At 45.7% G+C, this 23,862-nt stretch carries 22 protein-coding genes and 1 tRNA gene; 4 read left to right on the forward strand and 19 right to left on the reverse strand.

The genetic code is table 11. The features are described from left to right. Positions 1-99 precede the first annotated feature (99 nt). The gene (locus tag BM114_RS03505; RefSeq protein WP_092110461.1) at positions 100-1,005 is read left to right on the forward strand and encodes a hypothetical protein; all 906 of its coding nucleotides are present in this window, start codon (positions 100-102) and stop codon (positions 1,003-1,005) included. 5 nt (positions 1,006-1,010) lie between these two features. Further along, positions 1,011-1,535 (forward strand): hypothetical protein, encoded by a 525-nt coding sequence (locus BM114_RS03510; RefSeq protein ID WP_092110463.1) that lies wholly within the window; start codon positions 1,011-1,013, stop codon positions 1,533-1,535. A 125-nt stretch (positions 1,536-1,660) separates the two neighbouring features. Here the strand turns inward: BM114_RS03510 and BM114_RS03515 are convergent. From BM114_RS03515 to dnaN, 6 genes are all read right to left on the reverse strand, one after another. Further along, a tRNA-Arg gene (locus tag BM114_RS03515) sits at positions 1,661-1,735 on the reverse strand. Positions 1,736-1,784: 49 nt separating this feature from the next. Further along, positions 1,785-3,443: a tetratricopeptide repeat-containing S1 family peptidase gene (locus BM114_RS03520; RefSeq protein WP_092110465.1), complete on the reverse strand. Its 1,659-nt coding sequence runs from the start codon at positions 3,441-3,443 to the stop codon at positions 1,785-1,787. Beyond that, on the reverse strand, positions 3,440-5,104 hold the full coding sequence (gene recN, locus BM114_RS03525; RefSeq protein WP_092110467.1) for a DNA repair protein RecN: 1,665 nt from the start codon (positions 5,102-5,104) through the stop codon (positions 3,440-3,442). The genes BM114_RS03520 and recN overlap by 4 nt, the downstream gene beginning before the upstream one ends. 2 nt (positions 5,105-5,106) lie before the next feature. Further along, positions 5,107-5,991: a type IX secretion system protein PorD gene (locus tag BM114_RS03530; protein ID WP_092110469.1), complete on the reverse strand. Its 885-nt coding sequence runs from the start codon at positions 5,989-5,991 to the stop codon at positions 5,107-5,109. Between the two features lie 61 nt (positions 5,992-6,052). Next, the gene (locus BM114_RS03535; RefSeq protein WP_092110471.1) at positions 6,053-6,913 is read right to left on the reverse strand and encodes a 3'-5' exonuclease; all 861 of its coding nucleotides are present in this window, start codon (positions 6,911-6,913) and stop codon (positions 6,053-6,055) included. 16 nt (positions 6,914-6,929) lie between these two features. Further along, positions 6,930-8,054 (reverse strand): DNA polymerase III subunit beta, encoded by a 1,125-nt coding sequence (dnaN, locus tag BM114_RS03540; RefSeq protein WP_092110473.1) that lies wholly within the window; start codon positions 8,052-8,054, stop codon positions 6,930-6,932. A 176-nt stretch (positions 8,055-8,230) separates the two neighbouring features. Between dnaN and BM114_RS03545 the strand changes: the two genes are divergently transcribed. After that, positions 8,231-8,638, forward strand: a complete 408-nt coding sequence (locus BM114_RS03545) for a DUF3127 domain-containing protein (protein ID WP_092110475.1) — start codon at positions 8,231-8,233, stop codon at positions 8,636-8,638. 92 nt (positions 8,639-8,730) lie between these two features. Here the strand turns inward: BM114_RS03545 and galE are convergent, their stop codons facing one another. Then, positions 8,731-9,768 carry a UDP-glucose 4-epimerase GalE gene (gene galE / locus BM114_RS03550; protein WP_092110477.1) on the reverse strand — a complete coding sequence of 346 codons (1,038 nt, stop codon included), beginning with the start codon at positions 9,766-9,768 and terminating at the stop codon, positions 8,731-8,733. A gap of 132 nt (positions 9,769-9,900) precedes the next feature. Between galE and BM114_RS03555 the strand changes: the two genes are divergently transcribed. After that, positions 9,901-10,350 carry a hypothetical protein gene (locus BM114_RS03555; RefSeq protein WP_092110479.1) on the forward strand — a complete coding sequence of 150 codons (450 nt, stop codon included), beginning with the start codon at positions 9,901-9,903 and terminating at the stop codon, positions 10,348-10,350. A 44-nt stretch (positions 10,351-10,394) separates the two neighbouring features. Here BM114_RS03555 and BM114_RS03560 read toward each other — a convergent pair whose 3' ends face one another. The 12 genes from BM114_RS03560 to BM114_RS03615 form a co-directional block, all read right to left on the reverse strand. Continuing rightward, entirely contained in the window at positions 10,395-11,891 is a 1,497-nt protein-coding gene (locus tag BM114_RS03560) for a glycoside hydrolase family 10-like protein (protein WP_092110481.1), read from the reverse strand. Between the two features lie 35 nt (positions 11,892-11,926). Beyond that, positions 11,927-12,349 carry a hypothetical protein gene (locus tag BM114_RS03565; protein ID WP_092110483.1) on the reverse strand — a complete coding sequence of 141 codons (423 nt, stop codon included), beginning with the start codon at positions 12,347-12,349 and terminating at the stop codon, positions 11,927-11,929. A 276-nt stretch (positions 12,350-12,625) separates the two neighbouring features. Beyond that, positions 12,626-13,891: an S-adenosylmethionine:tRNA ribosyltransferase-isomerase gene (locus BM114_RS03570; RefSeq protein ID WP_092110486.1), complete on the reverse strand. Its 1,266-nt coding sequence runs from the start codon at positions 13,889-13,891 to the stop codon at positions 12,626-12,628. Between the two features lie 47 nt (positions 13,892-13,938). Continuing rightward, the gene (locus BM114_RS03575) at positions 13,939-14,628 is read right to left on the reverse strand and encodes a phosphatase PAP2 family protein (protein WP_092110488.1); all 690 of its coding nucleotides are present in this window, start codon (positions 14,626-14,628) and stop codon (positions 13,939-13,941) included. A 3-nt stretch (positions 14,629-14,631) separates the two neighbouring features. Next, the gene (locus BM114_RS03580) at positions 14,632-17,202 is read right to left on the reverse strand and encodes a BatD family protein (protein ID WP_092110627.1); all 2,571 of its coding nucleotides are present in this window, start codon (positions 17,200-17,202) and stop codon (positions 14,632-14,634) included. A gap of 118 nt (positions 17,203-17,320) precedes the next feature. Further along, on the reverse strand, positions 17,321-17,998 hold the full coding sequence (locus BM114_RS03585; RefSeq protein ID WP_092110490.1) for a tetratricopeptide repeat protein: 678 nt from the start codon (positions 17,996-17,998) through the stop codon (positions 17,321-17,323). After that, a complete protein-coding gene (locus tag BM114_RS03590) occupies positions 17,995-19,017 on the reverse strand; it encodes a VWA domain-containing protein (RefSeq protein WP_092110493.1) in 1,023 nt (340 codons plus the stop codon). The genes BM114_RS03585 and BM114_RS03590 overlap by 4 nt, the downstream gene beginning before the upstream one ends. Beyond that, positions 19,017-20,015 carry a vWA domain-containing protein gene (locus tag BM114_RS03595; RefSeq protein ID WP_092110495.1) on the reverse strand — a complete coding sequence of 333 codons (999 nt, stop codon included), beginning with the start codon at positions 20,013-20,015 and terminating at the stop codon, positions 19,017-19,019. The genes BM114_RS03590 and BM114_RS03595 overlap by 1 nt, the downstream gene beginning before the upstream one ends. 1 nt (position 20,016) lies before the next feature. Further along, on the reverse strand, positions 20,017-21,087 hold the full coding sequence (locus BM114_RS03600; RefSeq protein WP_092110628.1) for a DUF4381 family protein: 1,071 nt from the start codon (positions 21,085-21,087) through the stop codon (positions 20,017-20,019). A 19-nt stretch (positions 21,088-21,106) separates the two neighbouring features. Next, positions 21,107-21,979 carry a DUF58 domain-containing protein gene (locus tag BM114_RS03605; protein WP_092110497.1) on the reverse strand — a complete coding sequence of 291 codons (873 nt, stop codon included), beginning with the start codon at positions 21,977-21,979 and terminating at the stop codon, positions 21,107-21,109. A 28-nt stretch (positions 21,980-22,007) separates the two neighbouring features. After that, on the reverse strand, positions 22,008-23,003 hold the full coding sequence (locus BM114_RS03610) for an AAA family ATPase (RefSeq protein ID WP_092110499.1): 996 nt from the start codon (positions 23,001-23,003) through the stop codon (positions 22,008-22,010). Between the two features lie 237 nt (positions 23,004-23,240). Then, a complete protein-coding gene (locus BM114_RS03615; protein ID WP_092110501.1) occupies positions 23,241-23,807 on the reverse strand; it encodes a Maf-like protein in 567 nt (188 codons plus the stop codon). Positions 23,808-23,862 lie beyond the last annotated feature (55 nt).

The following is a 23,862-nucleotide window of genomic DNA, read 5'->3' on the forward strand; positions in this document are numbered from 1 at the left end:
TTATTTCAACATAAAAAATTACAGCTAAATAGTTGAGAAGCCGGAATTATTACTTATTTTTGCAAAAGGAAGGAAGCCATGTAGCCCTATCCACTTGTTATGATTCTGAACACAGAATGCAAGATGAAGGAAATTGAAAAACTTTTTGAAACGGCCAAGGCTACTATCATCCGGCATGATATGAGCGATTTTTTCCAACCTACTATGAAGGTTCCTCTTCTAAGTTTGTTGTTATTTACCCTCCTGTTGACTGGGTGCAGCCGATGGAAGAACCAAGTGGAATGCAACGGGCAAATCCTCTCGCGCTGCTTGACCATGGTGAGCGAATACACTGACAGCACCGGCACGGCAAAAGATACGGTCAGCTACTATCTTGATTCAGACGGTATACCCTACATGATAAACGATGAGCCCCTATATGTAAAGAAGTCTGCAGACACGCTGTTTGCCATAGACGATATACTCACACATAGGCAAGGGATTGATACGACCTTCGCTTTGCGCATCCTACGCCACGGACTAATATGGCACAACAAGTCAAATCGCTTTACAGATTACGATTTCAGATATGATGACCATAACCGTTTAATAGAAGCCATATCCTCATGGACAGACACCTATCGCTATAAGTTCATTTGGAAAGAAGACTTGCTCACAGACATTGTCGCTGTGGGTGGATACAAGGAAGATTCCATCGTTACGCATGTTGAGTATGATTTGACGAAACACGCCCCAATGGCCGGCCTCCCTGCTCTTATGGAAACAGCACCCTCCTTATTTTGGAGTCCGACCGCTAATGTGTATCTACTGACAGGACACATGGGGAAAATTCCCGAATCACCAGTGGTTAAAATTACGACTCAGGGAAGACGGCTGCTTTACGAGAAGAAGTTTCCCTCTTCGAACTATGCCGTTGATTCCAGACTCGACAGAGAAAACCGGCTCATAGAATATTCCATAATTAAGGATGACGGAAAAACAATTAAGCGTAAATTTTATTATTAAGCATCATGATGAAACAACTTCTATTTGCTGTCCTATCCGCCATAATCCTAACAGGGTGCTCCGGTAATGACCACTCCGAGTTCATGGAATTCTTTCAGGGAATCAAACGCCTTGACTACAGCCCCTTCAAAGAGATATTGGTATCGCCTCGGGGAGAAGGGGAAATGGTCTTATTAAAAGGCCATCCACATCCCTATCAGGTACTATGGAATGATACCACAAATAGAGTCGACTCTATTTCCAACTTTATCAAATCAGACACGACGGAAGTCGTCTTGACGAAGGATGAACGAAATCGGATTGCGAAATGCCTTGCATTCTATCATAGGTATCTCTATGATTATGTTTCCATCCAAATGGACTCCACGGGAAACATAACCATGGGAATTAGCAAATGGCCCTATAGGACTTATCGCTTGTATAGATTTACGGATACCAGGTTGAGGAAGCTTAGTAAACAGCAAATCGGACAGTATACACATTTGAAAGATAATTGGTATTACACAACCGAGACTGCCGACATAATATAAGGGGCAATTATATGAGTTCTTTCCATGACTGTGGCTCCCATCAGAAGCGTCTCCCGTTATCCCCGATATCTACATAAAACGAAACTGGGGATGCTGTTTCCAACATCCCCAGTTCGCGACATTTGTGATTCCGTTGGGATTCGAACCCAAGACCCACAGCTTAGAAGGCTGTTGCTCTAATCCAACTGAGCTACGGAACCAGCAAAATCGTGTGCAAAAGTAAACAATTTGCGTGATAATACCAAATTTTTACTTGTATTTCTTCAAATATTCGTCCGCACGCGGATCGCCGAGTTCCTTTGCTTTTAGCAAAGCCTTCTCACCCTCGCGCTTGTTCTTCTTTTCCATCTGGGCTACTCCCAGCAAAATATATCCATCGGCATAATCCGGTTCCAATTGTGTGCAGACCGTAGCACTTTTGATTGCGTCTTCCAATTGGTTGAAGCGCAAGTGAAGTGAAGCCTTCTCGGCCCAGAGCGTAGGACTATCACGAGTGAGCAAAATAGCCCGATTGATATCGTTCAAAGCCTGCTGATACTGGCGGATCCGCATTTCTGCTTTCTCACGGGTATAGTAAAACTCACTACTGATAGGACGCCCCTGCATCAAAGAATCATATTGATTAAAGTCGGTTACGGCTTTACGGAACTCCCCTGCATTGAAGTATTCGGTGCCTCGAGCCAGGACATAAGGAGCCCCGACAGCATTCAATGGCTGCGGCGAAGCGGCGATGGCACTGTCAAGGAGCGCCATTACCTCTGTATGAGGCGCCTTCATCTGCGTTTTACATTGAGCAGCCTCATAAAAGAGCTCGCCGTTACGCAGATTGGTCTTCGTCAGTCCCATGAACAGGTCATAAGCCCTCTGGTAGTCTTGTTGCGAGAAAATAATCTGTGCCTGCTGATGCTGATAGAAAGGAAGGGGATTAAGCTTATAGGCGGATTCTGCTTCATCCAAGGCTTTATCCAGGCTCCATGCCGCAAAAGGCCGATCTCTTTTGAAGAGTTCTTTCTGATAGATGATCTTCGCATAGGCCGAATGAGCCTCGTCTTTCTTGCTGGCCTTACTCAATGCGGTCTCCATTGTAGATGCGGCTCCTACAAAATCATTTGCCCGGAACTGGTTTTCTGCCTTTGCCGTATAGCCTTCAATTGCCGCTGGGAAATGTTGTATATAGGCATCAATATACTTGAGATACTTTACTGAATCGTTCTGGTTTTGCGCCAAAGCCAACATTACAGCGGCCTGATCCTGATTCGCAGGGAACTCTACTGGAATGCTCGTCTGACGGAGCACAGGCTCATTGATGACAAGACCATTCTTAACATAAAAATCGTTGATATAATTGGCATCGGTTGCAAAGACTTGATCACCAGACTTACTGTGCTGTAACAATCCTATCACTTCGCCTTTGGAGTTGACGAAGGGACATGACGCACTATTTTCGGGAGCCGTGGAAGAAAAAATATAATAAGTATATTTATCCATGAATTTCTCGGTACTCTGCACATTCCGCTGGTCAATCTGAGGTTTTCGCAATGAATACCCCATAACCCATACTTTCTCGCCTCTTGCCGAAGGAATCTTAGCAAGGGGGGCAGCCTTAGTGCTACCCTTGACGCGGAACTTGCAAACATCATAAATTTCGTTGGCACCAATAATAGACATCACTTGCATTTCGTTGCCACCAGCATCGACAACGGTTGCATGGTCAGCTCCTACAAAAGGAGTCCATGTCGCAATAGCTTCACCGTCAGTTCCTACAAAAACTCCATGTGAAGAAGCGAGGATGGATCCGTCTTTATTAAATGTCGTAAGAGTGAATACCGAACGAGCCGCACGCTCTATCTGTGCACTACAGTTAAGTGATAATATGAGTGCAACTACTATGTAAAAAACTCTTTTCATATACTAATTTTCAATAATGATTTTGCATTCTCAATTGCGGCATCCGATATATCGTTGCCGCTTAACATCTGGGCAATTTCCATAATGCGCTCTTTCTGCGAGAGGGACACCATATGACTTGTCGTCCCCTGCTGCGTCTCCTGCTTGCTGACACGATAGTGCGTGGTACCCATAGCTGCAATCTGGGGAAGATGGGTGATACTGATAACCTGCCGCCCGGTTTCTCCCATTTCATACATGATCTGTGCCATTTGCTCTGCCACCCGGCCACTTACGCCTGTATCAATCTCATCAAAGATAATCGTGGGCAACTTCACGGCATTACTAATCATTGCCTTCAAAGACAACATTACACGAGAAATCTCACCGCCAGAAGCAATCTGAGCAACGGGTTGCAAGGCCGTACTTTTGTTGGCGCTGAAAAGAAACTGAACCTTGTCGGCACCATCTTCTGCAAGAGATTTCTCTAAGAGCTCAACCTTGAACCGGATATTAGGCATACCTAACGGAATGAGACGATTCTGCATTTCGCGTTCCACCTGCCCGGCAGCATGCCTCCTTGACATGGTAAGCTTGGTCGCCAAACTCTCGGCATAAGTCATGAGACGGTCTCTTTCCTTTTCAAGTACTGCCAGCTCTTCTTCGCCATATTCAATATCATGTAACTGTTGCCTAAAGTCCTCAAGGGTATCCAAAAGTCCTCTCACGGTACTGGCATGGAATTTCTGTTGAAGCGAATACAAGGTGTCAAGCTTGTCGTTTATCTCCTCTTGTTTAGCCGGATCAAAGTCTATATCATCTATACCACCACTAATTTCTTCGGAAATATCTTTCAATTCTATATAGGAAGAATTGATGCGGTCGCAAAGTCCTTTGACTTTAGGGTACACCTTTTCTATAGAATGAAGAGACTGCGAAGCCTGCTTGAGTTGTTGAACTATCCCAGTTTCGTCCCCATTCAAAAGATTATCGACAAGATAAAGCCCAGACTTGATTTCCTCAGCATGCGCTATTGTCTCACTTTCTTGCTCTAACGCTTCTTGCATACCCTCTTCAAGATGAGCCTGTTCTATCTCATTTACTTGAAAACGAAGAAAATCCTCATTCTCTTTAGTGCTTTCTATCTTCTCGTGAAGTTGCTGAAGCTGTTTCTCCGCCTTTTTATATGCCTTGAACGACGACTGATATTCGTCTTTCAGGTTTCCGTCAGCTGCTATGACATCAAGCACGCCTAACTGAAAATCTTCCTTTTGAAGTAAAAGATTCTGGTGCTGGGAATGAATATCAACCAGATGCCCTCCCAGTTCCTTCAAGATATTGAGGCCTACAGGTGTGTCATTCACAAAGGCGCGACTCTTTCCGTTAGAACTTACTTCCCGGCGAATAATACAGTCGTGAGCGTCATAGTCGATGTCATTCTCATCGAACAAAGATTGCAAGTCGTATTGTGAAAGGTCAAAATGAGCTTCGATGATACATTTATCAGCACCTGTCTTTATCTGCTTGGCATCTGCACGACTACCCAACAAAAGGCCAACGGCCCCCAGAATTATGCTCTTTCCTGCCCCGGTTTCACCTGTAATTACCGAAAAACCAGTATTGAAAGTAACATCCAACTCATCGATAAGCGTAAAGTTTCGAATGTATAGTTGTCGAAGCATAGCTATTCCTTTATCTTATTCCAAGCAGTATTCTGACTAGCGTTAATAGTAAAGAGGATGTCGTATACAGCCTCTTTTTCCTTTTGAGTACCTTTCCCCTTATAGATATTAGCAAGTTCATCTCGCTTATAATCTGTCCAAATCTGTGGAAGCATACTCATTGGACGAGCTTCATGAGCCTTCTTGAGAAGTTCCAAGGCTGCGGAGATATTTGTCCTGCCCCGTTCTGCATTGTTAGCCATCTCGTCAAGTCCCATACGGTAATAATCGTATTGCAATTGACGGAAAGGCCGCATTGCAGCATCAAGGTAATCGCTGATGATTGCATAACGATTCCTATCACTATCAAACGATTTCCATCCTGTAAAATTAAGACTCTGTGCATTATTGGAAAGATTCATACATCGTTGCAGCATATCCTCACCTCCCAAAGGAGAGAAACTATCCAAGTCAAGGCCAATAATCAAATAAGCATAATATGCAAAGAGTGCGGTAAGCTGGTTATCTATATTCTCCTCATTAAAATTCATCTGGTCAAACTGTCCAAACTCGAAATTGAAATCATTATCCTGATTGTTATATAGCGTAGAGGTGTATGCAGAATTATACACGGGACGATTCGCCTGAATCAGCGCCTTGCATGTGAAGAGATTCGAGGAAGCATCATATTTCGTTATCGTAATGTTAAAGTTACAGTTGATACGCTCTTTCTTCTGGAACTGAAGGTTGGTCCACTGCCGCTCGTTGACGAACGACTCAAGGGTTTGTTTGAGTTTTTCAAAGACACTCTCGTCAGTTCCCTGCACCTGAGAGTGATTGATTGTAATTCTGGCATTGAGCTCCTGAGCTTCACAAACCGTTGCAAAGCCCAAGAGGAAATACAGCATACTGAAAATGATTCTTCTTATAGTATCCATCAATATATTGCCTGCCAATACCGATAACAAACTAATTCGATTTCTTATTGAATTCACGAAGACGGATGCGAGTAAGCACCTGCTTGGTATCTGCCGTGAATTCTGAAGCCAACATCCAACTATAGTATCCGGGATCGCGATGCAAGACATCACTTACTACCCAACCTTTATATTTGCCGAAATTGAATACTTCCTGCCTGCGAGGCTTACCCCCACTATCCAAAAGCACATTACCATCCTTTCCTTTCATGTCCTGCCAGACTATTCTTCCGGCAAAATCTACATTATCGTTGAGTTTCGAAAACTCTGCCAAGACATCCATGTCGTTGGGAAGGGCACGATCCGGTTCCTCTGCCGTCGCTGGATTATACTTATCCAATTCGCCCTGGAGAACGCGATAGGTCGCTTCGGTGTCCTGATCTGCACGATGTGCTTCAAAATCTTCTTCCATCTTCCGACCACAGTAGAACTTATAGGCAGCTGCAAGATTTCGGCGCTCCATTTTGTGGAAAATGGTCTGCGCATCAATGAGACGACACTTGGAGAAGTCAAAGTCGATACCAGCCCTGAAAAACTCTTCTGCCAACACGGGAATATCAAAATGGTTGGAATTATAACCAGCGAAGTCGCAACCTTTGAATTTCTCATTCAAATATGAAGAACGCTCCTTGAATGTTGGGGCATTCTTGACCATTTCGTCTGTAATTCCCGTAAGGTCAGAGACCATTGCGGGAATCGGTTTCTCCGGATTCATGAAGAGGCTCTCACGCTCTTCCTTGCCATCCGGATATACCTTTATATATGACAACTGAATGATGCGGTCATTAACGATATCAAGCCCCGTCGTCTCCAAGTCGAAGACGATGAGGGGCTTTTTGAGATTTAATTTCATATTTGAGCTTCTGATTTTAATCGTTCAGCAGCATTGGCATGATGAGCATGAGCACATCCTCGTTCTCTGGTTGTACTGAAGGAAGGATAATACCTGCCCGAGAGGGGTCTGCTAATTGTATAATAACTTCCTCGCTCTCAAGGTTTGTCAATATCTCTGTGAGTGAACTGCCTTTAAACCCTATACTCATAGGCTGGCCGGTATAATCACAGGTAATGCTTTCCTTTGCGCTTGTTGCGAAGTCTATGTCTTCTGAAGAAAGCTCCAGTTTACCAATTTCGAGGTGGAAGCGAATGAGCTGACTGCTTTCACTTGCAAACGGCAATACGCGACGAAGGGCACCCAGGAGAGCCTTGCGATCTATCGTTACCTGATTAGGATTGTTTTGCGGAATCACAGAATTGTAATTAGGATATTTCCCCTCAATAAGCCTGCAACTCAAAGTGCCGCCCGCAAAATGAATCTCCGCGTTACGATCATCAAACTTGATGACAACATCCCCCCCATCCTTCGTCAAGACACTCTTCAAGAGCTGTGCGGGTTTCTTGGGAAGGATGAATGATGCCGGTGCATCACTCTTGATGGTGAAGTTCTTATTGCGGACGAGCTTATGTCCATCGCTTGCTACTATTGCCAAAGAATCTGCCGTGAGATCGAAATAGATTCCGTTCATTACGGGACGGAGCTCATCCTGAGCAGTCGCAAAGATAGAGCGATTGATATTGTCATTAAGTACGGACGAGCCAATGGTAACAACCGTGGCTCCATCTGGAATCGATTGAAAGCGAGGATATTCCGCTGCGTTCTGCGCCGTAAAATTATAAAGTCCATTCTGATAAACCACCTTGATAGTGAGGTTGTTTGTATCCACATCGAACACAAGTGGCTGTTCAGCTAATTCTTTCACTGCATCAAGGATTGTACGATTAGGTACGGCGAAACTCCCGTTGCCATCACACTCGTCAAGCGGAAGAGTTGTCTGCATTACATTCTCGCTGTCAGAAGCAGTGATGGAGAGCTGGCTGTTGCGTACTTCAAAAAGAAAGCAATCCAGGATTGGAAGTGCATTCTTGCTGCTGATAACTCTCGATAGAGTTTGTAAGCGACTGCTCAATGCAGTACTTGAAAGGGTAAATCTCATGAGTATTTATATTTTTAGTTACTTTTCATTTATTAGCTACAAAAATACAAAAAAGCATTCGGTAAAGCAAAAAAATAAGCAGAAAAGTTTCGTATTTTAGAACTATTTTATTAATTTCGCAATCTGAAAGACGGAGTCTGCAAATAGGAACTATATAATAATTAGATATTTCGACTATGGATTTACAAGGTAAGATTATTGCCGCAATGCCAGAACGAGGAGGTATTTCTGCTCGTTCGGGACAAGAGTGGAAGGCTCAGAGTTTCGTTCTCGAGACACATGATGCCTATCCCAAGAAGATGGTTTTTGATGTGTTCGGAAGCGATCGCTTAGCTCGTTTTAACATACAAGTTGGACAGGAGGTCATGGTGTCATTCGACATCGATGCCCATGAGTATCAGGGACGCTGGTTTAATAGCATTCGCGCTTATGATGTCCGCTTGGTTGACCCTGCCAGCATCGGTGTCGCAGGTGCGCAGCCAGCTGCGCAGACGAGCGTTATCAGCGATGCCGCTCCTGCTACGGATCCATTCCCACCACAGCAACCTGCTGCCGAAGGAAGTGCTGACGACCTTCCTTTCTAATCTGGCGTTTAGAGGCAAATATTATTAAATGGGCTGATGCATTGAATGCATCAGCCCATTTAATTTCTTGTAGAAATTCTCTTGGCAGAGCCTCACATCACCCCGTCTTCCCGTAGCTTGAGTTGCCATTTCCATGCGCTTGCCAGCACATCGGCAAGCGGGGTTTCAGCTTTCCATCCAAGTATGTTATTGGCTTTGGTGCAATCGCCCCAGATTTTCTCAATATCCCCTTCTCTGCGGGGCCCGTATTTCCAATTAAGCTTAACACCTGTGGCTTTCTCGAAAGTTTCTACTATCTCAAGCGTTGAATTTCCCCTCCCCGTACCAATATTAAAATATTCTATTGGTTCAGTCTCTTTATCCAAGACACGGGTCATAGCCGCAACATGAGCCTTGGCAAGATCTACCACATATATATAATCTCGGATGCAAGTCCCGTCGGGAGTATCATGGTCATTACCAAAGATGGTAAGTTCCTTGCGAATGCCGATAGCGGTTTGAGTTACATAAGGAATCAGATTGTTTGGAATCCCATTGGGCAATTCGCCTATCAATGCAGACGGATGAGCACCGATAGGATTGAAATAGCGCAATATAATACTTTTAATAGGGGAACCACTATGGATATAATCAAAGATGATTTGCTCATTAATTTCCTTGGTATTCCCATAGGGCGAAGTGGCCTTCTGGTGGGGGGCATCCTCTGTTACAGGAAGGTTCTCTGCCTTGGGCTGACCATACACAGTACATGAAGAAGAGAATATAATGCCCTTTACTTTGTATTCTGGCATGAGCTCAAGCAGGTTTACAAGCGAAACGATATTGTTACGATAGTACATCAAAGGTTTTTGCACACTTTCTCCCACGGCCTTTGAGGCAGCGAAATGGATGATGCCCTCTATATCGGGATATTTCTTGAAGACTCCCCTTACAGCCTCTTTGTCGCGAAGATCCACATTCTCAAAGGCTGGACGCGCGCCTGTTATTTTCTCGATTCCATCAAGAACCTCTATCTTTGAGTTGGAGAGATTGTCTACCACAACAACCTTATAGCCCGCTTCCATGAGCTCTACTGTCGTATGAGAGCCTATGAAGCCTGTTCCCCCCGTTACCAAAATAGTTTGTTTCATTGCTTAGTTTTATATTTATCTTCCTAACTGCAAATTTAACAATATAATTCTACTTGACAAACAAAAAAGTTGAAAAAATATTTGCCATCTCCATAAATTCCGTTATATTTGCATTGGATTTAACGATGCAATATGAAAGCTACAGAACAAACCCTGCTCCAAATCGACCGTGCCATCCGAAAGATAGCACAGAAGTTTTCCTGCGATGAAGAGACCTCGATCATAACCGACATTCATTTAAGGGTGTTTCAGGACAGCGGCGAGTTTCTGGCATTCAATGACGAAGAAGAAGAAATTACGCGTTGCGTGGTCGAGCAATGGATAGAGAACAAGGATGACAACTTCTATAAAGAAGTAACAGTCATTCTCCGAGACGAGCTTCGCAAGTTGCACGACATCGTTGATAATATGGGAATCATGAAGCCATACAGCTTTGTTCTTGAAGATGACGACAAGGAGTCTATTGCGGAACTATATGTAGCTGATGATGACACGATTATTGTCGGTGATGACCTCATGAAAGGCCTTGATCAAGACCTTGATAATTTTCTGGATGATTTGCTAAAGGACTATCATTCCTAAGCCATGAGCCGAAGGCGCATGTCCGGCCTCCGGCTTCCCTGTTTCTATAGCTTCACCTTTTTCTTTGCGGCTTTCGATTCATTGCCGACCCTATCCAGCGAAGTTACCACATAGGTATATCGCTCATTCCCTTTGTCATAGGGCAGTATGAGATGCGTGTCCGCCGTGATTTTTAGTATCTTCGAGGGATTGTCGATATCTATTTTCTCCCCCTTGGCAAAGCGATAGACGACATACTTCCGAACCTCATCTCCCCATTTCTTAGCCTTCGGTGCGGTCCAGAACAGGACATAACCGTCAGATGTCCATACCGGTTTCACTTTCCTCGGCTTCTTGGGAGCCTTATCGTCAAGAAATGGCATCAGTGGTTGCAATGCGGGATAACGCCAATAGTCAGTGCGAAGCAATGTCTCATAGTTGCCCGGATTCTGTGTAACCGACTTCGCATACCACAACACAGAACCCTTCACATTCTTACAAGCCTCGTGCAGAGCATGCTTTGCGGGGAGCTGATGACTCAGCGGATTCTGGGGATCTGTATTCTTTGCCGTGCGTTCCACATCCTCTCCTATATAGAGCGGACGCCCCCCCGCATAGCGATTCCACCAGTAAATCAGCGTTTGATAATCAGCAGCCCTATTGCCTATCTCCCAGTAAATCTGGGGCACACAGTAGTCTATCCACCCGTTGTTCACCCACTTCAGGATATCTGCATACAAGTCGTCATAGTTTTGAAGCCCGCTTGTTTCCGACCCGTTCAAGGGATCACTCTTCTTGTTACGGTAGATTCCAAAGGGAGAAACGCCGAACTTTACCCATGGCTTAAGCGCATGAATGTGCTCTCCCATCTCTTTCACGAAGGTATCCACATTATACCTTCTCCAATCTCCGCGGTTCGAGATTCCGTTATTGTAGAGCTGAAACTCCCGGTCGTCGGGTATGGGCCTGCCTGCCTCGGGGTAAGGATAGAAATAGTCGTCAATATGCATGCCGTCAATATCATAGCGCTTCACGATATCGTCTACCACACTCAGAATATACTCCCTGTTCTCTTTCAGGCCGGGATTGAGCACATAGAGTCCCCCATATTCGAAAGCACGCTCGGGATGGGTGCTCAAGATATGATTAGGAGCCAGCGCCGTAGGGGTCTTCATGCGAGCCCGGTAAGGATTTATCCAGGCATGCAGCTCCATCCCGCGCTGATGGCACTGCTCTATCATCCACTGCAGAGGATCCCAGTAAGGAGAAGGCGGCTGTCCCTGCACGCCCGTCAGATAACGGCTCCAAGGCTCAATGCTGCTTTGGTAGAGCGCGTCGCATTCCCCCCTCACCTGAAAAATGACGGCATTGGCCCCGTCCTTCTGCAGGGCATCAAGCTGCCCGAGCAGCATTTGCTGTATCTGGGAGGTCGACATGCCGAGATACATTCCGTTTACAAATTGCATCCAGGCACCACGGAACTCTCTCTTCTTGTTTCCGGCCGTTGCACCTGCGCTCATAATGAGCATCAGCACAATGAATGTGAGCATATGTTTCTTCATGCTGCAAAGGTATAAAGAAAATACGACCTGCACAACTATTTGCGTCTATTAGATTCAGAATTATGAATCTTATCCCAGTCCTCTTTCGTCATGAGTCCTTCTTTCGCATCATCAACAGAACTGGCATCTTTGTATAGCAGAAAATGAGAAAGCTCATATTCTTTTATGCCAGAAGAATATGCCTGCAGAAAATTCCATTTCTTATCACTCATAAAATTCAAAGCTTCAATCATAGACTTGAATCTTATCACCTCCCCATTTGCGTCTACAAGCTCAAGCTTACCCTCCACATCACCCCATATATCACGCGGGGGTGTCGTGCCGAAATCAAAAACAATTTTCTTTTCTCTACTGAATCCTACTTGCCGGCCTATCATTTCACAATAGTAGCGACGAGTCTGAGCCATACCGGAAACCGCCAGCAACAGGCAGCACAATGCAAATATCAACTTCTTCATAATCAGCAATTTTAATTCTTATCACAAATATATAGAATTCTACCGAAAGCTCTCTATGACCTCTCCAACAACTTCGAGCCAAAAGCCCAGCTCCGAGGCGTTTTGTAAAAGGCGGCCTTGTGTTTGACAAAATCGGCGAAAAGGATGGACAATCTCGGCGATTTCGTCGGACAAAATCGCCGAATTTGTCAGCCTGTTTGCCGCTTGCAGTCCGACAGAGAATTACAAGCCCGGTAATCGAAGCTTATTTTTCCTCCTCTGTCCGGGCTGCCAAGCCTACGGAATGAGCAGGGAGCTGTCGCCATAACTGAGGAAGCGGAAATCGTGGCTGAGCGCATAATCGTAAATACGGCGCCAGTCGCCTTTCACGAATGCGCTGACCAGAAGAAGCAGCGTGCTCTGTGGCTGGTGGAAATTAGTAATGAGCGCCTTCACTATCTTATAGGTATAGCCGGGAGCGATGATAATCTGGGTGCTGCCGTGCAAGGCCTCCAAGCCGTTAGCGTCAAGATAGTCCAGAATATTCTGAATGGCTTGCTGCCTGCTCACAGCCCTGCCCTCCACGAGCACCAGCCCCTTTTCGTCGTGCGGTAGGTCGTAAGCCTCCCATTGGGTAACATGCAGGTCCTCCTCGGAAGCCGCGGGATGGAGCTGCAACTTTACACCTATATAATACAGGCTTTCCAGTGTCCGTACACTGGTAGTACCCACGGCTATGGCCTGGCAGTCGTGGCTGAGCAGACGCTCGAAAGTGTGCCTGTGCACGACAATATACTCGCTGTGCATCTCATGAGCCTCTATCTCCACGCTCTTCACGGGCTTGAAGGTGCCCGCCCCTACATGGAGCGTGAGCTCGTCGCGCTCAATGCCCTTTTTGTCGAGTTCTGCAAGCACGGCGTCAGTAAAGTGAAGCCCCGCCGTAGGGGCGGCAACAGAGCCCTTGATCTTACTGTAGACCGTCTGGTAAGAAGTTTTATCGCTCTCCTGGGTCTCGCGATTCAAGTAAGGAGGGATAGGCAGTTCGCCCACGGCCTCAAGTATTTCGGCAAAGCTGACATCGGTGGAGTCCCAGTCGAAGTCCACCCAATAATTCGTGCCTGTGGCACTATGGGTGCTACGCCCGCGCGACATCCGGGCAGAAAGAGTGAAATCATGCCCCTTGATGGAGAACCTGCGGTGCAACGCCCCCTCCTTCCACTTCTTGAGATTACCCACCATGCACAGCCACGAGCAATGCCCGCGCATCTGAAACATCTGCTCGTAGTCGACAGGATCAGCAGGTTCCATCAGGAAAACTTCAATTAAGGCTCCCGTATCTTTACGGAAGTGGATGCGCGCCTGAATGACCCGTGTATTGTTCATCACCATCAATGCCCCCGTCGGGAGATGCTTGGGAAGGTTGTAGAAGACATCCTCGCCCACCTCGCCATGCTTATAGAGCAGCAACTTGCTATGGTCGCGCCGGGCAATGGGGAACTTGGCTATCCGCTCATCTGGAAGCGGATAGTTATAATCAGAAATCTGTATATGCTTTGTATCCATTTACTGTTTGAATCTTATCTCTCACTCATTACAATCCATGGAAGAGCTTATCCCACAATTGCAAACACCATGCTGCATATTAATGTAAATGCCATTACCGTTATGACAACATCTGCATCAGAGAGCGCATAGCCCGTACGGGTGTATTGGGACGAGACATAGTTGAGTCCCGGACTTATTTTGAAATAAACCTTATGCCAAACAAAATAAGCAATAAGGCCTGACACCGCCCCCCACAGGAATCCGACAAGGATATCCGAAGGATAATGCACACCGAGATAAAGACGGGTATAGCCGTTTAGCAATGCCCAGGCGATAATAAAGAAATTAAACACCTTGTCTCTGACCAAAAGGCTGAGAAACACGGCCAAAGACATTGTGTTGGCCGCATGGGCAGAGAAGAACGAATAGCCCGTACCACGAGTATCGAGTAAGTCGAGATGGTCCATGACAAGCGGATCATATGAGGGACGAAGGCGCGCAAAGAGAGGCTTCACTATGCCATCAGCCATCCCGTCGGCCAGCAAGATGCACAAAAACAAGCAGCCGATAGTGAGGAATATCTGCTCCATCGTCTCATTATTCTTTATCACCATGTAAAGCAACGCCAGATAGAGCGGAATCCAGGTAAGCCCATCGGTAAGGGCAGCCATCATGCCATCCAGAAAAAGGGAGTCGCTGCCATTGAAGAATTGCAGCAAGGTCTGGTCTATTCCTATGGGAAATGCATGCGTCATTGGCTAAATCTCTTCTATCTGATTCGTCAATATCCAGCCTTCACGCCCATCGGCAAGATGAATGCCTCGCCACTCCTGCATGCTCTTATCGGTAATATCAACCCGGGTTCCTTCATGAATGACAAAGTCGTCAGTTCCGCCTTTAGAAGGGGTTTTCTTTACATTCACCGCAGGAGCAATCACGATAGCCCCACTACGATTTCCAAGGGCAGCCTTCTGCTGATAGGCGAAGATATTACTTAGAATGAAAATGAGAAAAAAGATGACTGACCCGAAGAAACCCACCTTGCGGAGCAACATCCGTGAAGCAAAAAGATAGGATAAAAAGAGAACAAGAGCCAGGATGATGCAAGCCAAACCAACATACGCCCAATGGTCTACACTCGTGAAATTAACCGCGGAGCGATACCAGGTTACAAAGAACATCTCACTCTCCGGTGTTATCTTATCAATGGTCTTGCTTCGGGCAAACTGTAAATTAAAGTTTATATCCTCATTACCTGGCGAAAGCATGTGGGCCCGCTCATAGGCCAGTACGGCCTGAGTAATGTTGTCCGTACGGAAATAAGCATTGCCAAGATTATAATACAGTTCTGGTGAAACACCCTTCTTCAGCAATTCACTATACTCCTTGATTGCCTGTTGGTAATTGCCGGTCTTGTAAAGCTGGTCGGCACTCTGCTTCGTAATACTGCCAAAGAGCGTACCAGGGAAAAGCATCATCCCCCCAAAAAGCAGAATCACCATATTCAACTTCGTTGATGTCTTCTTCTTTTTCATCACATTTTCTATCTCCATGATAGCTGTCATGGCCAACTCAAAAGTCTTATTCATATTGCCTGATGCATCACCTGGGGCATAGCGCATGAATTCACACTCATCAAGGGCATCGATAAACTTGCCGACAGTAAGTTCGTCAACTTGATGACTTGAGAGATTTTCCGCGATATTATCACGAGAAAGTTTCTCGACAGGCATATTCAACTTATCTCCCACATATCCCCAAAGGGCACGAAGAACCTCGTCGTAGAACTCACTCTGCTGTCCTCGCAGCATAAGCTGGTTGGCCTTCTTCAGGCGTTTTGTAGCCACCTTGCTGGCTTTTTTGCCGCGCACGGCCACGATATCGGAATTTTCAATCGCACGCTTGCGGAAAATAATAAGCAGGGCGATGAATGCAATCAGTGGAATAAGCAAACTTATCCAATAAGCCGTACTCCCAAAGAAAAAGCTATCCACGGCATGCAGAGAACTATTTCCCGTCATGATTCCATGAATATCCTTATCCTGCTGATCTGCATAATCAGCCATATTGGCTGCCTTGCCATTACCCGGGGCAACCTCAATGGTAAACGGCTTCGTCTTCAATGTCTTATAAGCATTTGCCGATGTATCATAATAGCTCAGCTCCACAGGGGGAATTTCATATTTCCCCTGATTGCGAGGCACGGCAAGAATGTCGTAAATCATATTTCCCTCAACACCATTTGCCGTAAGTTTGGTCTTGTCGGTAACCTTAGCGTCATACTTGTCAAAGTCTTTGGGGAACTGGACAACAGGCTGTTTGATAAGCTTTAGATTTCCGGTTCCGCCAATTACTATACGCAAATTGACTGGATCACCAGCCTGGACACTGGTCTTATCTATCTGGGCAGAGATATTAAATCTGCCCACTCCACCCGAAAATCCAGCAGGACGCTCGGGAAGAGGATCAACCTGAACCGTAATACTGGGTGCAACAATGTCGCGCTTCACTTCTATATATCCCGAGCCTCCATTAAAAAAGGCTTCAAACGGATCGACCGCACGGTTCTCCTGAACAACGATGCCATGGAAAGTAATGCTCGGAATTTCCAACTTACCCGTCATCTGGGGATACATCACATATTGGCTCCAAGTAACACACCGGTAATTCCGGCCATTCACATTCTCTATATGGAAACTCTTCTGTTGGGGAAGCTTTACCTCTTGAGTATGAAAACCTGTAAGGTCAGGCATCTTACCTTCAAGCTGAGTAAGGTCCAACAAGGTATACACCTTATAGGTAAGCAGGATTGGCTCCTGCTCATGGACATGTCTTTTATTGGCACTTACTTTAATAAAAAGATCGTTGCCCGAGATCCTTGAACCTGCGCTACGCATCTGTGGGCGATCTTCTTCGTGCATGCGGGGAGCAGAATTGCCACTTGTCTGAGCATGACCGGAAATGACTACCTTGCGCGCTTGTGAAGAAATAGACTTACCTCCTATCCGCACATGGGCTGGCGGAATGGTGAATGTTCCATTTTGGTTGGCATAGAGAGTATAAGTGTAAGTGATAGAAGAAGAAGAACTTGTATGACCATTAATCATCTGATAACTCGATTGCTGAGAGGTGTAAGGCCCGGCTATCACCTCCACCTCTTCTGTACTTTTAAGCCCAGAGCGGAAATCCTCTACATCCCGCGTATTCACGGTATAAGATATTCGAAAATTCTCTCCTACCGAAACACGCGAAGGAGCAGACACCAAGACTTGCTGCGCCTTAATAAAAGAAGGGAGGAGCAACAAGAGGAATAATGAAAGACTGTACATCCTTCCCTGAGAAGGATGTAAGGCCATATTCCGTATATCTGTCAATCTTCTATTTTTCATCGATTTCTATATTCTAAATTTCAATTCCGCCTCCATGCGGCATCTACTATACATAAGCCTACCAGTTCTTCTGAAGTTGCCTTTTCTGTGGCTGGCGCATCTTTTCTTTCATGCGCTGTTGAGTAGCTTTTTCCTCCTGCATGGCAGCATTCAGAAGTTGCTCGGCATTCTCCTTGCTCATCTGTTCCTTCGGGGACTGCTGCTTAGAACTTTGCTCTTGCTTTTCCTGCTGTTGCTTCTGCTGTTTCTTTTTGTCCTTGTTTTTATCATTTTTATTGCTCTGTCCGCCACCCTCTTGCTGTTGTTGTTTCTGCTGGCGTTTACAGAGGGCAAGGTTATAGCGTGTCTCATCGTCAGCAGGATTGTTGCGAAGACTTTCCTCGTAAGCCTTGATGGCTTCGGCAAACATCTGGTGCCGTTGACAAATTACGCCCATATTATGATATATTTTTGCCTTGCGTATTTTCCCCTGTTCTATTTTCGCCGCGTTTTCATATTGTACAATGGCTGCGGAGTCCTTGTTCTGCATCATAAGGGCGCAGCCGAGGTTATAGAGCGCCTGGGGATTGGAAGTGTTTTTGGACAGGGCTTTCCTGTATTCCACCTCTGCCTTGTCAAAAGCTTGCTGGCGATAGAGGCGATTCCCCTGACGGACAAACGCCCGATCGCTCTGTGCATTGACGCTGAGTGCTGCCATGCAGGCAAAGGACAAAACTATATATCTCAAAAACTTCATTTCTTCTTAAACAATTTTATATTCTTCAGAAGCGGATTCTTTGACTCCAAAACCAGCACTTCAAGAATGAGCAACAGAACGGCAAGGATTCCAAAGGCTTGAAACTGCTCATTATATTCACTGTAGACTACGCTGCTGGTATCTCCTTTTTGCAACTTGGCAAGTTGGTCATTGAGCTTTTCCTGGGCGTCGGAGGTATTATCAACATGAATATAAGTTCCACTCCCAGCCTTGGCCACCTCTTGGCACATCTGTTCATTAAGGGCCGACATAACGGTCTGCCCATCTCTATCTTTCATATATCCTCCACTCCCCGTGGGAATTGGGCTCCCTTTAGGATCGCCTACTCCAAGAATAAAGACATTGATGCCTTTCTTCTTGGCTTCTTTCGCAGCCTCAACGCCGCCTCCCTCATGATCTTCCCCATCGGTAATGACAATAATAGCACGCCCTACTTTATCCTGCTGTGTGAAACTCTTCATGGAGAGGTTGATGGCACGGGCAATGTCCGTACCCTGGGTTGCAATCAGCGAAGGATCGATATTCTGAAGAAACATCTTCGCTGAAACATAATCACTAGTAATCGGCAACTGCACAAAAGCATCCCCGGCAAAGACCACAAGACCAATCTTATCATTAGTGAAGTTATCAACGAGATTTTCAACGAGCAGTTTACTCTTGTCCAAACGGGACGGAACCACATCCTCCGCGCGCATAGAATTTGATATGTCCAAGGCTATAATGGTCTCTATGCCATTGCGCTTTTCGTGAGAAATCTTACTTCCCATCTGTGGGCGGGCAAGCATGAGGACAAGCAAAGCCAAAACAGCAAGCAGCAGACCAAACTTAACCATTGGACGGACTCTCGACACATCAGGCATCAACAATTTAAGAAGCTCTGCGTCGCCAAGCAAACGAAACTGTCTCTTCCTGCGTCGCCAGACCAGAAACCTAATCAATACCAATATAGGTATGATAAGCAACAGCCAGAGATATATGGGATTTTCAAATCTGAACATTACGGTATTCTTCTTAATATTGTTGTACGCAATAAGATTTCTAGTAAAAGAACAACGATAGCTGCAATGGCAAAAGGCTGATAGGCCTCATGCCATTTAGAGAATTTCTTTACATCAATCTTGCTCTTTTCCAGTTTGTCTATGTCCTTATAAATCTTCTTGAGCTCAGCATTGTTAGTTGCACGATAAAAGTTTCCCTCGGTTGTCGCAGCAATATTACTGAGTGTCTTGGTATCGATTTCCACGGGAATGTTCACATATTGAACCCCGCCAGCGACGGGCATCGGATACGGAGCGACCTTGTTCGTGCCCACTCCAATAGTATAGACACGAATACCAAGGCTTTTCGCAATCTGAGCAGCCGTCATCGGCGAGATATCTCCCATGTTGTTTGAACCATCGGTAAGCAAGATGACAACCTTACTCTTCGCCTTCGACTCCTTTAGCCGACTTACGGCATTGGCCAGTCCCATTCCTACTGCCGTTCCATCTTGAATCAAGCCTCGGGCGGCAATATCGGTACGGACATTGCGAAGCAGATTGATCAGTGAAGAATGGTCAGTGGTCATGGGACACTGGGTAAACGATTCACCAGCAAAAATCGTTAAACCAATATTATCGTCAGGCCGGTCAGAGATGAATTCAGATGCCACATCCTTGGCAGCCTCCATACGGTTGGGCTTCAAATCCTCGGCAAGCATTGAGGTCGATACATCCATTGCAAGCATAATGTCTATACCCTCGGCTGTCCGCTGATCCCATGCATTATGAGTCTGAGGACGAGCCAGTACAATAATCACGAGCGTGAAACAAATGCATCGAAGTATCATAGGGAGGTCGATAATGCGCATACGCCAACTCTTTGGCGCATACTGATAAGTGTAGGTATCACTCATCTGCATCGTCGGCTCATTCTTTTTCCGATAGAGGAAATACCATAGTATATATGGTATCAGCAAGAGCAATAGCAAAAAGTATTCTTTACTTGCAAATTCCATTTTAGTTCACTAATTGATAAGCACTGTAAATGACATATACCAGTAATGCCACGACACTGACCGCAATAATGCAGATGGCTGCCAGAATAGCCATACGGGATTTCCGACTCCGCTTTGCTTCCTCGGTAATTTGAGGAATAATGCGCTCTTCAGTCGGCTGTCCCTCGAGTTTCGTCCCGTCAATGAAATTTATAGCATTCACAAGGTTGAGATCGTTTTCGTTAATCAGCGACTGGTATTTGGCAAACTTCACAAGGTCCGCTGTCTGGAACAACTCTCTCAATTCGTTTATCATCGTCTGGTCGCCGTTTTGTTGTAAATGCTCTATAATTTCAGACGAGGTCATCTCCATGGCATTGAAGCCAAAACGCTCGTTGATATAGCGGCGCAAGGTATCCGTCAGCTGCGTGTAATAAGTCTTCTGATCTTCCGAACGCTGCAAATGTTCTGCCTTTATTCTATCGATTGCATTAAGGGCCTTTTGGTGTGGAAGGATTTTTTTCACAATACGGACTTTTGCAATAACAGGCTTGTTCTGTTTCAATCTCACAAAGAGATAGACAGCTAACACGCATAAGATCAGCAGAAAGACGCTCAACCAGAAAATACAGCTCCACTCATTCCACATAAAGGGATTATCCTGTACATCCTTAGGAGGGAAGAACTGGTTAGGGTGTAGCGTATCCACATCCACCGTTATCACCTTCAATGCCGAAGTATTCCCCGTATAGGTTTTGCCATTCACCTTAACCTTTATTCCCGGAATCGGATAAAGCTTCTCGTCGAAAGAGGTTATGGTGAAAGCCTTAGTTACAGCCATAAGATTATTGTCAAGATTAGCTGTATCGGCATTTGAGGCTTCCAACACCTCTACTCCCGGCGTAATATATTGAGAGGGCTTAAACTCTGGCCATTGGATGCGGGCTCCTTTCGGTGCGGTAACTTTTACAGAGAGATGCGCCTGCTGTCCGATAAGGATCCCTATAGAATCTATCTGCTGCTCTACTGATATCTGGGCTGTTGCCGTAAGACTACATACCACACAGAACAAACTGATTATATTTCGTAACATTCTCATTTCACCAACCTACTTAGTTTCCCCGCCGGGCAAATAACAACATCATTGAACGGACATAATCCTCATTCGTCGCTATTGAGATCCAGTCGACTTTGCTCTTGGCAAAAATCTGATTAAGAGACTCCTCACGCTCCACCCAGTAGCGAGTATGAGCCTGACGAAGCTTCTTACTGGATGTATCGATTATCATCTCATGGCCGGTCTCCGCATCGCGAACTTTCATCAAGCCTACATCAGGCAGTCTCCTTGCCAAAGGATCATACACTTGAATAGCAACCAGGTCATGTTTCTGGTTCGCAATCTGAACTCGCTGAAGAAAATCTTCACGGCTATAGAAGTCGCTCAAAATGAAAGCCGTACAGCGACGCTTCATAACTCTCGTCAAGTACTCTATAGCCATTCCCACATCAGTCTTCTTGCTCTGGGGCTCAAAATCGAGCATCTCACGGATAATGTAAAGAATATGCTTGCGTCCTTTCTTTGGTGGAATATACTTCTCTATACGGTCAGAGAAAAAGATGACTCCAATTTTATCATTGTTCTGGATAGCCGAGAAAGCCAGCGTGGAAGCAATTTCCGTGGCCATATCGCGCTTCATCTGTCGGTTTGTTCCAAAGTCGAGAGAGCCAGAAACATCAATGAGGAGCATCACCGTAAGTTCCCGTTCTTCCTCAAAGATTTTTACATAGGGGCGATGGAAACGAGCCGTAACATTCCAGTCGATATCACGGACATCATCGCCGAACTGATACTCACGCACCTCAGAGAAAGCCATACCACGCCCCTTAAAGGCAGAGTGGTATTGCCCTGCAAAGATATTCTGGCTCAGTCCACGGGTCTTGATCTCGATTTTTCTGACTTTCTTTAGTATTTCAGATGTTTCCATCTTCAGACTCTATTTCTTTTCCGAATGCTTATGGCACTTCTACTTTATTAATAATCTTACTTATAATCTCCTCAGAAGTTACATTGCTTGCCTCTGCCTCATAAGACAGTCCGATGCGATGGCGTAAGACATCATGTGCTATCGCGCGCACATCCTCCGGAACCACATAGCCACGATGCTTGATAAAGGCATAGGCGCGGGAGGCCTTGGCAAGATTGATGCTGGCACGCGGACTTCCTCCAAAAGTTATCATGTCCTTCAGCTCACCCAATCCATAACGCTCGGGATAGCGCGTCGCGAAGACAATATCGGCAATATACTGTTCTATTTTCTCGTCGATGTAAACCTGATTCACAACCTCACGAGCCTTTAGAATCTCGTCGGAGGTAGTTACAGGCGTTACCGTCGGGAGGTTATCCTGCAGGTTCTCACGGATAATGAGCTTCTCTTCATCTATCGTAGGATACCCGATAACAACCTTCAGCATGAAACGGTCTACTTGGGCCTCCGGCAACTCATAGGTGCCCTCTTGCTCAATAGGATTCTGCGTAGCCATTACGAGGAACGGCTTCGGCAAGTTGAAAGTCTGCTCACCTATAGTAACCTGATGCTCCTGCATGGCTTCGAGCAAGGCACTCTGCACCTTTGCCGGGGCACGGTTTATCTCATCAGCCAATACGAAGTTGGCAAACACCGGTCCTTTCTTCACCTGAAACTTCTCGTCCTTTTGACTGTAAATCAAAGTACCGACAACATCGGCCGGTAACAAATCCGGAGTAAACTGAATACGGCTGTAATCGGCATCAATAAGTTGTGAAAGGGTCTTGATGGCAAGGGTTTTTGCCAGGCCTGGTACACCTTCCAGAAGTATGTGTCCGTCGCTCAACAGGGAGATGAGAAGTGAGTCGATGAGATGTTTTTGCCCCACGATTACGCGATCCATGCCAGTTACGAGATTGGTAACGAATCCGCTTTGTTGTTCTATCCGGACATTCAATTCCCGGATATCAATAGCTTCTGCCATAATTGTCTTTCTTTTATCCTATGATTAAAATTTAGTGCAAAAGTAGCACATTTGGGGAATAGAAGAGAAAATAAGGTAATAAATTATATTAAAAAAGTTTCCCAAATCCTATTATTTAAGAAACTTTATGGCAAAAAGGCCTATGCCTGAGTGTTTTCTCGGAAAAAGTCTCAAATGCTTAGGGGAATCCGTCCTTGCCACTTCTTTGAGAGGGAGTGTCTTTCGCCTGTTTTAGTCTCAGAGCCTGGCTATCTCCTCGTAGATTCTCTGGACGGGAAGCCCCATTACATTGAAGAAGCTTCCTTTCAGCCCCGTTACGCCGATATAGCCTATCCATTCCTGGATCCCATAGGCACCAGCCTTGTCCAACGGATGATAGCGATTGACATAATACAAGATTTCCTCTTCCGTAAACGACTTAAAGGTTACCTCGGTCGTTACATGAAAAGAACGCTGTCTGGCCGCCGTTGTGAGCGTTACTCCCGTTATCACGCGATGGGTCTTTCCGCTCAGTTTGCGAAGCATCGTGATGGCGCCAGCATCATCAGCAGGCTTTCCAAGCACCTCCTTTCCTAAGACTACGACGGTATCCGCTGTAATAATCAACTCGTTTCCTACAGCACGGTATGCCGAGGCCTTTTCACGGGAGATATACTCCGGTATCTCTTCCACGGGAAGATTTTGCGGATAGTCCTCTTCTATACCTGGAACGACCTTTACCTCGAAGGCTATGTCCAGACCTGCAAGGAGCTCCTTTCTCCTGGGGGAGTTCGATGCTAAGATTATCTTATAGTTCTCAAACATTCTTCTTTTTCATTAATGAATCCATTATATCAAACTCTTTTCCACACGATTTACG

The sequence above is a fragment of the Prevotella sp. KH2C16 genome (assembly GCF_900113305.1).
GTDB lineage: Bacteria > Bacteroidota > Bacteroidia > Bacteroidales > Bacteroidaceae > Prevotella.